The sequence below is a fragment of the Ursidibacter sp. B-7004-1 genome, from assembly GCF_053654055.1.
On record NZ_JBSIUP010000040.1, the window covers coordinates 1 to 13,975 of the forward strand.

Genomic DNA, 13,975 nt, shown 5'->3' on the forward strand with positions numbered 1-13,975 from the left:
AAGCCCACCCTACAGATTTTACGTTCTTTTGAAGTTTGTCATCAGTCTGTCTCTCTCCCACAAGTGGGAGAGAGTTTTTTCAATTTTGTGCAACTGCTACATAATACCGAGAATTTGTAGATTAAGGGGAGGAAAAATTTTATTTATCAACAGCTTTTGAAAGGGAATCTAATAATGTATGTTGATAAAGAGAATTGGGTATAATGGGTAAATCAGTAACCATTCAGTATTATGTAGCAGCGGCTACATAATATCGTAACCATTTTGTCCATTACACCTTTATCTACTATGCCTCTTTATTTACAAATAATCTACCTTAACTAACCGCTTGTAAACTATTGTTAATGCTCTTTGTGGCTTGTTCCGTATAGGATTTTATCTGTATATGCCATTGCAAGAGCTGAAACTAAGAAACCTAAATGTAACAATAATTGCCACATCATTGTTTTTTCATCCATATTTGCCGCATTAACAAACGTCTGCAACATATGAATGGAAGAGATGCTGATAATTGACATTGAGAGTTTCACTTTTAGTACTGAAGCATTGACGTGACTTAACCATTCAGGTTCATCTGGGTGATTTTCTGTGTGTAACTTAGACACAAAAATTTCGTAACCTCCTACGATGACCATTACAAGCAAGTTTGCAATCATCACCACATCAATAAGATTAAGCACAGCCAACATAATGGTATTTGAGTCCATCTGTTTTAAATTAATTGTGAGTTCCCATAGTGATTTAATAAACTTATACGCATAAATACCTTGTACTACAATTAAGCCCAAATACATTGGCAATTGTAGCCAGCGACTAGCAAAGATAAGATGTCCAATTAAAGAAGGGGCTTTATGTTTCTTTTGTGCTGGATATGATTGAGAAGAGTGATATTCCATATAATACCTAAATTAAAAGTAGATTTTATCGATGAGACTATTGTATCTATATTCTTATGTCAATGATAGACTATTTGAAATGCGAAGAAGGGTAATTTCTTTAAATTGAATAGGATATTTCCCAACAAAAAAGCTAGGCTTACCACCTAGCTTTTTACTATCAATGAACTAATTAGAATTAGCCTTTATAATTATGAACTAAAGATACTAAATCTAATACTTTGTTTGAATAACCAGTTTCGTTATCGTACCAAGATACTAATTTAACGAAAGTATCTGTTAATGCGATACCTGCTGCAGCATCGAATACAGAAGTTTCAACTGCACCGTTGAAGTCTGTTGATACCACTGCATCTTCAGTATAGCCTAATACGCCTTTCATTTCGTTTTCAGATGCACGTTTGATTTCTGCACAGATTTCAGCATAAGTTGCTGGTTTTTCTAAGTTTACAGTTAAGTCAACAACAGAAACGTTAGCTGTTGGAACGCGGAAAGCCATACCAGTTAATTTACCATTTAATGCTGGTAATACTTTACCTACTGCTTTCGCTGCACCTGTTGATGAAGGGATGATGTTTTGTGATGCACCACGACCACCACGCCAGTCTTTTGCAGATGGACCATCAACTGTTTTTTGAGTTGCAGTTGTAGCGTGAACCGTTGTCATTAAGCCTTCTTTAATACCAAATTTTTCGTGGATTACTTTAGCTAATGGTGCTAAACAGTTAGTTGTGCAAGATGCGTTAGAAACGATATCTTGTCCTGCGTATTTGTCGAAGTTTACACCGTTTACAAACATTGGGGTATTGTCTTTAGATGGACCAGTTAAAACAACTTTTTTCGCACCTGCTGTGATGTGTTTACGAGCTGTTTCATCATCTAAGAATAAACCAGTTGCTTCAACTGCAACATCAACACCGATTTCATTCCATTTTAAGTTAGCAGGATCACGTTCAGCTGTAACACGGATAGCTTTACCGTTTACAACTAATTGACCATCTTTAACTTCAACAGTACCATTGAAACGACCGTGAGTTGAATCGTATTTCAACATATATGCCATATAATCAACATCGATTAAGTCGTTAATACCTACAACTTCGATATCATCACGTTGTTGAGCAGCACGGAATACGATACGACCAATACGACCGAAACCATTAATACCAATTTTAATTGCCATAGATTTTCCACCTATATTTAAAGTTAAACAAAACTTGTTTCTCCCTGTTCGGAAAGTTGTGCTGATTATAGCATAGTCTTTTCCTTTTTTTACAACAGAAAGCTCATTCGCAACTATAACAGATAAATTTTGTGTGATCTATGTCAAATTTTTAAAAAGAGTGGCTTGAAAATAACAAATATTGTTTTGCATAAATCAGCTACAATTATATTTAAAGATTAAAGTTTACTTTGTACTAGTTTAATAGTACACTCGTTAAAAAATAGTAGTAATGAGGAAAGCAAATATGAATACGCTTCTAAACCCTTATTTTGGTGAATTTGGGGGAATGTATGTTCCTGAGATTTTAGTTCCAGTCTTAAAACAGTTAGAGCAAGCCTTTGTGGAGGCTCAAAATGATCCGCAATTCCAAGCGGAATTTACTGACCTATTAAAGAATTATGCAGGCAGACCAACAGCTCTCACACTCTGTCGTAATTTAACTAAAGGGACGAACACGAAACTCTACTTAAAACGTGAAGATTTATTACACGGTGGGGCTCACAAAACGAACCAAGTATTAGGGCAGATTTTGTTAGCAAAAAAAATGGGTAAAACTCGTATCATTGCAGAAACTGGAGCAGGGCAGCACGGTGTTGCAACTGCACTTGCTTGTGCAATGTTAGCAATGCCTTGTGTGATATATATGGGGGCTAAAGATGTTGAACGCCAATCACCAAACGTATTTCGTATGCGTTTAATGGGGGCAGAAGTTATCCCTGTTGAGAAAGGATCTTGTTCACTAAAAGATGCGTGTTGTGAAGCAATGCGTGATTGGGCTGCAAATTATGAAACTACCCATTATTTACTCGGTACAGCAGCGGGTCCACACCCATTTCCAACAATAGTGCGTGAATTTCAAAAAATGATTGGTGAAGAAACGAAACGCCAAATTATGGAAAGGGAAGGACGCTTGCCTGATGCCGTCATTGCAGCCGTTGGTGGTGGATCAAATGCAATCGGAATGTTTAGTGATTTTATCGCTGAAAAGAATGTGAAATTGATTGGTGTAGAACCTGCTGGAAAAGGTATTGAAACAGGTGAACACGGTGCACCACTAAAACACGGTACAGTTGGTATCTATTTCGGAATGAAATCTCCAATTATGCAAGACAAAGATGGGCAAATTGAAGAATCTTATTCTATTTCAGCGGGGCTTGATTTCCCTTCTGTTGGACCACAGCACGCCCATTTAAATGCAACTGGGCGAGCAGAATATGTTTCAATTACTGATCAAGAAGCACTTGATGCTTTCCAAACTCTTGCAAAAAATGAAGGTATTATTCCTGCATTAGAATCATCACACGCTTTAGCTTACGCATTAAAATTGATTAAAGAAAATCCAAATAAAGAACAATTACTTATAGTGAATCTATCTGGGCGTGGTGATAAAGATATTTTTACGGTCGATAAAATTTTAAATGGAGAGTAATAATGAACCGCTTTAACACGCTTTTTCAACAGCTAAAAGAAAAAAATCAAGGGGCTTTTGTTCCGTTTGTAACACTTTGTGATCCTGATTTTGAACGCTCATTTGAAATTATCGAAACCTTAATTGCAAACGGTGCAGATGCACTAGAATTAGGCTTTCCATTTTCTGACCCTTTATTAGATGGTCCTGTTATTCAAGCTGCTAATAAACGAGCACTAGATGCAGGTTATAGTACAGATGCTTGTTTTGAATTACTTGCCAAAATTCGAGCAAAATATCCGACCATACCAATTGGATTATTGCTTTGTGCTAACCTTATTTTTGTGCCGACAGCTGAACAATTTTATCAACGTTGCCAACAAGTTGGCGTTGATGCGGTGTTAGTTGCAGATATCCCCGTAGATTATGCACAAGAGTTTACTCAAATTGCGAAAAAATATGAGATTGCACCAGTCTTTATTTGTCCACCAAATGCAGATCAAACAACTATTGAGAAGATCGCTCAAAATACCGAAGGCTACACTTACCTAGTTTCACGTTCAGGAGTAACAAGTGCAGAAAATCAACAGAATGCGAGTAATCTCGATCATTTAATTGAAGCTCTCAAGCGGTCAGATTCCGCTCCAATTTTGCAAGGCTTTGGCATTGCACAGCCAAGTCAAGTGAGAGAATCTTTACGATTAGGGGCTGATGGTGCAATTTCAGGATCTGCCATTGTGAAAATTATTGAGCGGAATCTCAGCAATCAGACTCAATTACTCAGTGAGTTAGCTGAATTTGTAAAAAATATGAAAGAAGCGACTGTTTTATAATATCAAGATAAATCCATTAAATATTATCTCATTCGAGAGAGCAATGCTTCCTTTGTGTTTCCAATTTGTCTCTCTCTTTCCCAAGAATAGGATTCGATAGTCTTCAGCGGAACGTAAATCTTTCATAAAAACGTACAGTACGGTTATAACCTTGTGAAATGGCACCATTAAGTAGTAATTTTTTTGAAGTTGCTTGCAAAACAAACAATTTGAATAGCTCATTCATCGTATTTTATTCCTTTTTGTCATAAAAAATAACATTACTTGATTGACATAGCATTCTAGACGTCTAAAATACCCAATTATTTTACTTTTAGTGTGGACAGGCTTTTATGATTCAGCTGAAACAAATCAGCAAACAGTTTGAAGTTAAAGGGCAGAAAATAACTGCTCTTGACAATGTTAATCTTGAAGTACCCAAAGGCACAATTTACGGTGTTATCGGGGCATCAGGTGCTGGAAAAAGTACGCTAATCCGTTGCGTGAATTTATTGGAACGCCCAACACTCGGGCAAGTTATTGTTGATGGCAAAGATTTAACAACACTTTCCGAAAAAGAGCTTATTTTGGCTCGCCGTCATATCGCAATGATTTTCCAACATTTTAATTTACTTTCTTCCCGAACGGTATTTGAAAATGTGGCGTTACCATTAGAATTAAGCCATACCTCTCAAGCTCAAATTGAGAAAAAAGTGAGCGAATTATTAGAATTAGTTGGCTTGGCTGATAAACGTGACGTTTATCCAAGTAACTTATCTGGTGGGCAAAAACAGCGTGTGGCTATTGCTCGTGCATTGGCAAGCGATCCGCAAGTTTTATTGTGTGATGAAGCAACGAGTGCCTTAGATCCTGCTACGACACAATCTATTTTACAGTTACTCAAAGAGATCAATAAACGTTTAGGCTTAACTATTTTGTTAATTACACACGAAATGGACGTGGTAAAACGCATTTGTGATCGTGTTGCTGTGATTGATCAAGGTCGTCTAGTAGAAAGTGGTTCAGTAAGTGAAATTTTCTCTAATCCAAAAACAGAACTAGCACAGCGTTTTATTCAATCCACTTTCCATATTGAGTTACCAAAAGAGTATATGGATCAACTGTCACCAAATCAGACACCAAATAGTAAACCGATTATTAAATTTGAGTTTACTGGGCGTTCGGTTGATGCCCCATTACTTTCTTGTGCATCTAAAAAATTCGGTATTGATTTTAGTATCTTGATGTCGCAAATTGACTATGCTGGTGGCGTAAAATTTGGGTTTGTGATTGCTGAAATGGAAGGTGATCCTGATGCAATTGCGGAAGCAAAATTCTATTTAATTGATAACAATGTTAAAGTTGAGGTACTAGGTTATGTGGGCTGATTTTCAAAGTCAATTAACACCGCAAATGTGGGAACTAGTTGCACTTTCGACACTTGAAACACTGTATATGGGATTTATGGCAACATTATTGGCGGTAGTTATTGGTTTACCGATTGGTTTTGTTGCATTTTTAACAGGCAAAGGTGAAATTTTAGAACATAAAGGATTACACCAAGTATTAGATGTTGTCATCAACGTAGGCCGTTCTGTACCATTTATTATTTTACTTGTGGTCTTACTGCCTTTCACGCGTCTATTGGTTGGAACAACCTTAGGCACAACAGCGGCAATCGTGCCGTTAAGTGTTTCGGCAATTCCATTTTTTGCTCGTTTAACGTCAAACGCACTGTTAGAAATTCCAAGTGGCTTAACTGAGGCAGCAAAATCAATGGGAGCAACGAATTGGCAAGTGGTAACAAAATTCTATTTGCCTGAATCTTTACCGATTTTAATCAATGGCATTACGCTAACTTTAGTCGCTCTTATCGGCTATTCTGCAATGGCAGGTGCTGTTGGTGGTGGTGGCTTGGGGAACCTTGCTATCAGCTATGGCGAACATCGAAATATGGTATATGTAAAATGGATCGCCACCGTTATTATTGTTGCGATTGTAATGATTAGCCAAAAAATTGGCGATAATCTTGCAAAACGCTACGATCATCGTTAATTCAAACATAACATTTGTTAAGAGGACTTTCCTATGAACTTTAAAAAATTATTAGGTTTAGCTGTTGTTTCTGCTCTCGCATTAACAGGCTGTAAAGAAGATAAAAAAGCAGAAGCTACTGCAGCTCCAGCACCACAAGCACAAAAAATCAAAGTAGGTGTAATGTCGGGCCCTGAGCATACAGTGGCAGAAGTGGCAGCAAAAGTAGCAAAAGATAAATATGGCTTAGATGTAGAATTTGTGCTTTTCAATGACTATGCATTGCCAAATACCGCAACAAGCAAAGGCGACTTAGATGCAAACGCATTCCAACACAAACCGTATTTAGATAAAGATGTCGCATCTAAAAATTTAGATAACCTAGTTATTGTAGGTAATACTTTTGTTTATCCATTAGCAGGTTACTCTAAAAAAATTAAAAATGTTGATGAATTAGCTGAAGGTGCGGTAGTTGCTGTGCCAAATGACCCAAGTAATTTGGCTCGTGCTTTAATTCTTTTAGAAAAACAAGGGTTAATCAAATTAAAAGACAACACTAACTTATTCTCAACGTCTTTAGATATTGTTGAAAACCCAAAAAACTTAAAAATTAAAGAAGTAGATACGTCTGTGGCAGCGAAAGCATTAGATGATGTTGATTTAGCGGTGGTGAACAACACTTACGCTGGTCAAGTTGGCTTAAATGCAACAGAACATGGTGTATTTGTTGAAAGCAAAGATTCACCTTATGTAAATATCATCGTAGCTCGTACAAACAATAAAGATAGCGATGCGATTCAAAATTTCGTAAAAGCCTACCAAACTGAAGAAGTATATCAAGAAGCACAAAAACACTTCAAAGATGGTGTTGTAAAAGGCTGGTAATTCAATTACAAGCGGTGAGATTTACTGAAAAATTTGCAAATTTTTGAGTGTAACTCACCGCTTTTTATTTTCCGTTCGCTATAAGGATAAATCTAATGAACTTTAAGAAATTACTCGGTTTAGCACTTATTTCTGCTATCGCATTAACGGGTTGTAAAGAAGAGAAAAAAGCTGAGGCACCAAAAGCACAACCTTTAAAAATTGGTGTGATGACTGGGCCTGAAGCTCAAATGACAGAAGTTGCGGTAAAAATTGCAAAAGAAAAATATGGTTTAGATGTTGAATTAGTTCAATTTACTGAATATACCCAGCCAAATGCAGCTTTACACACTAAAGATCTTGATGCAAACGCATTCCAAACAGTGCCATATTTAGAGCAGGAAAGTAAAGATCGTGGTTATAAAATGGCGATTATCGGTAATACTTTTATTTGGCCGATTGCAGGTTATTCTAAAAAAATCAAGACACTTGATGAGTTAAAAGAGGGAGCGATTGTTTCTATTCCAAATAACCCAAGTAATACAGGACGTGCATTACTGTTATTACAAGCAAATGGTGTGATTAAGTTAAAAGATCCAACAAATTTATTCTCAACAGAAAACGATATTATTGAGAATCCGAAAAATATTCAGATTAAACAAGTTGATACCGCATTATTAACTCGTTCTTTAGATGATGTTGATCTTTCGATCATCAATAATACCTATGCGGGGCAGGCTGGTTTAAGCCCTGAAAAAGATGGTGTGATTGTTGAATCAAAAGATTCTCCGTATGTGAATTTAGTTGTAAGTCGTGAAGATAACAAAGACGATGAGCGTTTAAAGACTTTCTTAAAAGCGTTCCAAACAGACGAAGTTTACCAAGAAGCGTTGAAATTATTTAACAACGGTGTGGTAAAAGGTTGGTAATCATAGGCGGTTAGATTTCTAACCGCCAGATTATTGACGAACTTATTTCGTGTAGGGTGGGCTTAAGCCCACCATTTTGTAACTTATTGATTTTAAAGATGGTGGGCTAAAGCCCACCCTACAGATTTTACGTTCTTTTGAAGTTTGTCATCAGTCTGGGTGGTTAGATTTCTAACCGCTTTTTTTATATATAATTAGGAGTTCTTATGAAGTTCAAAAAGTTATTAAGTGTCGTAACATTAGTATCAGCAGTCTTTTTAACTGCTTGTAATGAGAAACAAACGAAAATTAAAGTAGGAGTAATGTCAGGACCTGAGCATCAAATTGCAGAAATAGCAGCAAAAATTGCGAAAGAAAAATATAATCGTGATGTAGAGCTGATTTCATTTACAGATTATGGTTCACCGAATGAAGCGGTTCATAAAGGCGATCTTGATGCAAATGCTTTTCAGCATAAGCCTTATTTAGACAAAGATTCTCAAGATAATGGATTTAAGCTAAGTATTGTAGGTAATACTTTTGTTTATCCGATTGCTGCCTATTCTAAAAAAATTAAATCAATTTCAGAGTTACAAGATGGTGCAACAGTAGCTGTTCCAAACAACCCAACAAACTTAGGGCGTTCATTGTTGTTACTTGAAAAGCAAGGATTTATTAAATTGAAAGATAGTAACAATTTACTAGCAACTCAATTAGATATTGTAGAGAACCCAAGAAACCTACAAATTAAAGAGGTTGATGGTGAGCTATTAACACGAGTGCTTGATGATGTTGATTTTGCTATCATTAACAATACTTTTGCGGGACAAATTGGTCTAAGCCCTGATAAAGATGGTCTGTTTGTGGAGTCAAAGCAATCTCCTTATGTGAATTTAATTGTGACTCGTCAAGGAAATGAAAATAATGAAGCTATTCAGGATTTCGTGAAATCTTACCAAACAGAAGAAGTTTACCAAGAAGCCTTAAAACTCTTCAAAGGTGGAGTCGTTAAAGGGTGGTAATAAACATAAAATAAGCGGTGGCGATGATCTGACCCCAAAAAATTAAATCAGTCTAATTTTTTTGGAGGCAGATCATCTTTTTCAGTGAATAAAATGTAGTCAATAGCCCAAAGCAGCCAAAGTCTGAATACTCTTTTCCAAATAATCTCGGCTAATAAAATAATCCACAGATAAAATCTTTTCACCCGTTACTTGTTGATATTTAGAAAGCAAACTATCAGTGTGTGTTAATCGGATAAAATCAGCCAGCTGTTGAGCGAATTGGTATTTTTCGATTTCGGTATGATTTTCGACAGAATAAGCAGTCAGTTTATCTATTTCTTTAGCAATTTTCTCTGGATAGCCGACTAAATAACCACGCTGAGCTTTACTTAAACTGCTAAACCACATTCCATTCTGTGTTGGGAGCTGTTGTAGCAATGCTAATATATCGCTGACATTACCCTGTTTGAGTTCAAATTCCAGCTCGCAAATCGTTTCTTCGCCTTGACTATTTTTAATTAAGCCTCGATCAAGGGCGATCTCAATTTCTGATTGATTAAAATCAACAACCCATTTTTCTCGTTGAAAATCGGTACTAAAAGTTGCTTTTAAACCTTGTTGTAACTGCTCAATATCGCCAAGTTGCAAATTATAATGAGAAACCAACCGCTTTAAATCAGGGAAATTATTTGCTAACGCTAAGTTATATTCTGGGCGAATATGTAATCCCCCCATAATTTCTCCCTTTGTTTTTAAGGTAATTTCATGCTGATTATTTTTACTACGCACCCTAAGTCCCATTTGGGCTTTTGCAAAGTAGAGATCGGGCGTATCGTAATAGCAATTGGCTAGATCCTCTGTTTCGTGGCGAAGGATATTCTGCTGATTTAACCATTGATAAATCATCGGAATATTTTCAGGGAGTAACATTATTTTTATTTCAATTTCGTTTTCCATATCCAACCTTAATGGGGTAAATTTTCTTTTGAGAGCGTATTTTGTTATATTTCAACATCATTTCTACTCGTAAGAGTAGAGGAAACCAATTTTTAGTGTTATTGAGTATATAAAATGTTTAACCAAATTCAACAGCAACTTCATAAATTTGTCCAACGAGGTTTAGATAACCACTTACGCCTTGCCGTTACAGGTTTAAGCCGTAGTGGAAAAACAGCGTTTATTACTAGCTTTGTCGATCAACTATTGCATATCAACATAAATGATAATGCTCACCTTAATTTATTTGCCCTTGCAAAAAATGGACAAATTTTATCGGTTAAACGTGTGGAACAGCACGATTTGACTATTCCCCGTTTTGAATATGATCGCAATCGTCAAGGTTTTGAAAATGAACCCGCTGTTTGGTCTGCATCAACAACAGGTATTAGTGAAATTCGTTTGGCAATTCGTTATCAACGCCGAGATAGCTTATTACGCCATATCAAAGAAACAGGTACGCTGTATCTTGATATTTTTGATTACCCTGGGGAGTGGTTGCTAGATTTACCTCTATTATCACAAACATTCAAAGAGTGGTCGCAAGCTCAACAATTAGTCCATAAAGGTGAACGGGCAGAATTAGCACAAGCGTGGCTATCGCAAGTGAAACAGCTAGATTTAAGTGCAAAAGCAGATGAAAACCAACTTGCAGATTTGAGCGAAGATTACACCGCTTATCTACTAAAATGTAAAGAAGTGGGAATGCAATATATTCAACCAGGGCGATTTGTACTACCACATAGTGAGCGGGGAGCGCCTGTATTTCAGTTTTTTCCTTTGCTGGATTTAAGTGAACAAGAGTGGCAACAATTAGCACAAAGCCCGAAAAATAGTATTTACCATACGCTTGAAAAGCGATATCAACACTATCAGCAAAAAATAGTGAAACCGTTTTATGAAGATTATTTTTCTCAATTTGATCGCCAAGTTATCTTAGCTGATTGTTTAACGCCGCTTAACCATAGCCAACAAGCCTTTTTAGAAATGAAAATCGGCTTACAGCAATTATTTAAGCATTTCCATTATGGCAACCGCTCGCTCTTTAGTCGTTTATTTTCATCAAATATCGACAAACTGTTATTTGTCGCAACCAAAGCTGATCACATCACGGCCGATCAAATTCCGAATTTAGAAAGCCTAATGCGTCAATTAGTGCAAGAAGGTGGACGTTTTGCAAATTTTGAAGGGATAGACACCGCTTATCAAGCAATTGCGTCCATTCGAGCCACTGATGCCGTTATTGCTACTCAAGAGGGCAAGCAGTTTAAAGCTATTCGTGGAGTACGCTCTTCAGATAAAAAATTGGTCACACTTTATCCGGGTAGCGTTCCGAGTCGTCTGCCTGATGCAAATTATTGGCAATATAATCGTTTTGAGTTTGATCAGTTTGAGCCAAAACAGGTCGCTTTTGATCAGCCATTACCTCATTTAAGAATGGATGCCGTATTGCAGTTTTTATTAGGTGATAAATTTTAAAAATAATATGTAGGAAATATTAAATAAAACTGTAAAATAATGTAAATTAAATTAAATTAAATTAAATTAAATTAAATTAAATTAAATTAATTTTGAAAATTGAATGTATTTCTAGCCATATTTTTAGCTATTATGCCTACAATTTTTTCTGTTTAATATGAACTAATGTAGGTTATTTATGAACAAAATTTTTAAAGTCATTTGGAATTGCGCCACCCAATCGTGGGTAGCAGTTTCGGAATTATCTAAAGCTAAAGGAAAAAGCAAATCATCTACAGTATCAAACGTTAATGCAAAACAATCTTTTAAAGCATTGACGATAGCCAGTAGCTTACTTCCTGTTTCGGTAATGGCGGTTCAAGGCGGAGTGAATGGGATAACATCTCACAGTACGGAAGGTATTTCTATTGCTGGCGGAAATGCTAATGGAAATGCGAATACGATTGCGATTGGAACTAATCCAGGTAATACTTCTCAAGCCGCTAAGTCAACAGGTTCTGGTGCTGTGGCAATTGGAGCTACATCTAATGCTTCAGGCTATGGGTCTTTAGCTGTAGGTTGGAATGCGACGACAAGTGGTCGTAGCTCAATTGCGATTACAGAGAGTTCCCAAGCATCAGGCGATCACTCTCTTGCCTTGTTGGAAGGCTCTAAAGCTTTAGCAGAGGGGGCGATAGCAATTGGTAATGGCACAAAAGTAGAAAGTGGCGGAGTAAACGGCACAGCAATAGGTCGAGGTGCCTTAGCTAACAAAGCCGACACCATTGCATTCGGTTCGGGCGCAGGCGCGCGTGGGGATAGTGCGGTTTCTGTTGGTAAAGGTTCTTCAGCGAACGCGACCAATTCCACCGCCATTGGTGTGGGTGCTAAAGCGACAGGCGACAACTCTACCGCTATTGGTTTGGGAACACAGGCGAAAAATGAAAACGCTCTCGCCATCGGTACGAATTCAACAGCAGACAACAAAAACACCGTTGCCATCGGTTATGGGGCAAAGGCTACTAATGAAGGAGCCTTTGCATTTGGTAGTAATGTCTCGTCTAAATCTAACGGTTCTCTAGGCTTGGGTACCGACTCTGTAGCGTGGGGTAATGATTCTATCGCTATCGGTACAAGTGCTAAGACAAATGGAGGTGCTAACGCTATTTCTATCGGTAAAGATGCGTATGCCAATGGTAAAGATAGTGTTGCATTTGGTGCGGGCTCAAATGTGACCAAAGAAAGAGGTTCGGCTTTTGGTGCTAATACAACAGCAGAACGATGGGCTTCTGCTTTTGGTAGTAATGCCACTGCAAATGCCAGTCGTGCAGTGGCTGTGGGTGAGGGGGCTACGGCATCTAAAGATAATGCAGTTGCTATAGGTAATGCGACTAATTCAAGTGGTGCAAGTGCAGTTGCTCTTGGTAACAAAGCTGAAGCATCAGGCTCTAACTCTGTTGCTATCGGTAACAAGGCTGTTGCTTCCGCTACAAATGCTTTAGCTTTTGGTAATGGAGCTAACGCCTCTACAGCCAACTCAGTTGCTTTGGGTGATGGTGCTACGACTGCTACTGCAGGAACTGTAAGTAATTTAAACTTTAATAAAGCTGATGCGAGCAATAATGCTCTCTCTGTAGCAGGAATGACAGGTGTAACAGGAACGGTTTCTGTAGGTAAATCAGTCGCATTACGCCAAATCCAAAACGTCGCCGCAGGTCGAGTAAGTAAAGATTCTACTGACGCAGTCAACGGTAGCCAACTGTATACGGTAATGGAAAATGTTGGTTTTAATATTTATGAAAATGCTGCGGCTAAATCTCGTATTGATAACAATAATAAAGTAACTTTTGCAGATGGCGATTTTACAAAAGCTAATGTGACTGGAGCAAGTGATGCGACAGTGAAATTTAATGTTGTTACTCAAGATATTACTTCAACGGAAGCTACCAAAATCACTGCTCCAACAGGAACACCAGGATTAGCTAAAGCTGCAGATGTTGTCAAAGCAATTAACAATGCAGGTTTTACGCTAAAAGCTAATAATGATACTGGTGAGAAAATTACCAATGGTGATTCTGTTTCCATTAATCAAGGTAAAAATATAGAAGTTACTCGCAGTGGCTCAGATATCACAATTAAAACTGCAGATGAAGTAGAGTTTACCAGCACAAAAGCGGGGGCTTTAACCGCTACTTCAGCAACAGTGAATGGTCCTACTACACTAAATGGTACGGCTACAGTTAAAGATAAATTAACAGCTGAAAAAGGTGCAACCATCAGTGGTGGTTTGGATATGAATAATAGCAAAATCACTGGTGTAGAAGCAGGTACAGGTGATAAAGACGCTGTAAATGTAGCACAGTTGAATGA

General features: G+C 37.4%; 13 protein-coding genes. 9 read left to right on the forward strand and 4 right to left on the reverse strand.

Features of this window, described 5'->3' with window-relative positions; translation table 11 throughout:
• Nucleotides 1-341: 341 nt before the first annotated feature.
• Nucleotides 342-896 carry a TIGR00645 family protein gene (locus tag ACWIW0_RS10415; RefSeq protein WP_454453255.1) on the reverse strand — a complete coding sequence of 185 codons (555 nt, stop codon included), beginning with the start codon at nucleotides 894-896 and terminating at the stop codon, nucleotides 342-344.
• A gap of 178 nt (nucleotides 897-1,074) precedes the next feature.
• Nucleotides 1,075-2,079, reverse strand: a complete 1,005-nt coding sequence (gene gap / locus ACWIW0_RS10420; RefSeq protein ID WP_157393691.1) for a type I glyceraldehyde-3-phosphate dehydrogenase — start codon at nucleotides 2,077-2,079, stop codon at nucleotides 1,075-1,077.
• 286 nt (nucleotides 2,080-2,365) lie between these two features.
• Between gap and trpB the strand changes: the two genes are divergently transcribed.
• Nucleotides 2,366-3,550, forward strand: coding sequence for a tryptophan synthase subunit beta (gene trpB, locus ACWIW0_RS10425; protein WP_454453256.1), 1,185 nt, complete (start codon nucleotides 2,366-2,368; stop codon nucleotides 3,548-3,550).
• A gap of 2 nt (nucleotides 3,551-3,552) precedes the next feature.
• Complete coding sequence (gene trpA / locus ACWIW0_RS10430; RefSeq protein WP_454453257.1) at nucleotides 3,553-4,362, forward strand: tryptophan synthase subunit alpha; 810 nt, start codon at nucleotides 3,553-3,555, stop codon at nucleotides 4,360-4,362.
• A 103-nt stretch (nucleotides 4,363-4,465) separates the two neighbouring features.
• Here the strand turns inward: trpA and ACWIW0_RS10435 are convergent, their stop codons facing one another.
• Complete coding sequence (locus tag ACWIW0_RS10435) at nucleotides 4,466-4,588, reverse strand: hypothetical protein (protein ID WP_454453258.1); 123 nt, start codon at nucleotides 4,586-4,588, stop codon at nucleotides 4,466-4,468.
• A gap of 106 nt (nucleotides 4,589-4,694) precedes the next feature.
• On the opposite strand from ACWIW0_RS10435, the gene metN reads away from it, so the two are divergent.
• The 5 genes from metN (at nucleotide 4,695) to ACWIW0_RS10460 (ending at nucleotide 9,169) form a co-directional block, all read left to right on the forward strand.
• Entirely contained in the window at nucleotides 4,695-5,729 is a 1,035-nt protein-coding gene (gene metN / locus ACWIW0_RS10440; protein ID WP_454453259.1) for a methionine ABC transporter ATP-binding protein MetN, read from the forward strand.
• Nucleotides 5,719-6,396, forward strand: coding sequence for a methionine ABC transporter permease (locus ACWIW0_RS10445; protein ID WP_454453260.1), 678 nt, complete (start codon nucleotides 5,719-5,721; stop codon nucleotides 6,394-6,396). Before metN ends, ACWIW0_RS10445 begins: the two co-directional genes overlap by 11 nt.
• A 33-nt stretch (nucleotides 6,397-6,429) precedes the next feature.
• Nucleotides 6,430-7,260, forward strand: coding sequence for a MetQ/NlpA family lipoprotein (locus ACWIW0_RS10450; protein WP_454453261.1), 831 nt, complete (start codon nucleotides 6,430-6,432; stop codon nucleotides 7,258-7,260).
• Nucleotides 7,261-7,355: 95 nt separating this feature from the next.
• Nucleotides 7,356-8,168 carry a MetQ/NlpA family ABC transporter substrate-binding protein gene (locus tag ACWIW0_RS10455; protein ID WP_454453262.1) on the forward strand — a complete coding sequence of 271 codons (813 nt, stop codon included), beginning with the start codon at nucleotides 7,356-7,358 and terminating at the stop codon, nucleotides 8,166-8,168.
• A 206-nt stretch (nucleotides 8,169-8,374) separates the two neighbouring features.
• Nucleotides 8,375-9,169, forward strand: coding sequence for a MetQ/NlpA family lipoprotein (locus tag ACWIW0_RS10460; protein WP_454453263.1), 795 nt, complete (start codon nucleotides 8,375-8,377; stop codon nucleotides 9,167-9,169).
• 99 nt (nucleotides 9,170-9,268) lie between these two features.
• On the opposite strand, the gene ACWIW0_RS10465 is transcribed toward ACWIW0_RS10460, so the two are convergent.
• Entirely contained in the window at nucleotides 9,269-10,108 is an 840-nt protein-coding gene (locus ACWIW0_RS10465) for a CYTH domain-containing protein (protein ID WP_454453264.1), read from the reverse strand.
• 114 nt (nucleotides 10,109-10,222) lie between these two features.
• On the opposite strand from ACWIW0_RS10465, the gene ACWIW0_RS10470 reads away from it, so the two are divergent.
• Both ACWIW0_RS10470 and ACWIW0_RS10475 read left to right on the forward strand, forming a co-directional pair.
• The gene (locus tag ACWIW0_RS10470; RefSeq protein WP_454453265.1) at nucleotides 10,223-11,626 is read left to right on the forward strand and encodes a YcjX family protein; all 1,404 of its coding nucleotides are present in this window, start codon (nucleotides 10,223-10,225) and stop codon (nucleotides 11,624-11,626) included.
• A gap of 178 nt (nucleotides 11,627-11,804) precedes the next feature.
• A partial coding sequence (locus ACWIW0_RS10475; protein ID WP_454453266.1) for an ESPR-type extended signal peptide-containing protein occupies nucleotides 11,805-13,975 on the forward strand: 2,171 nt, incomplete at its 3' end.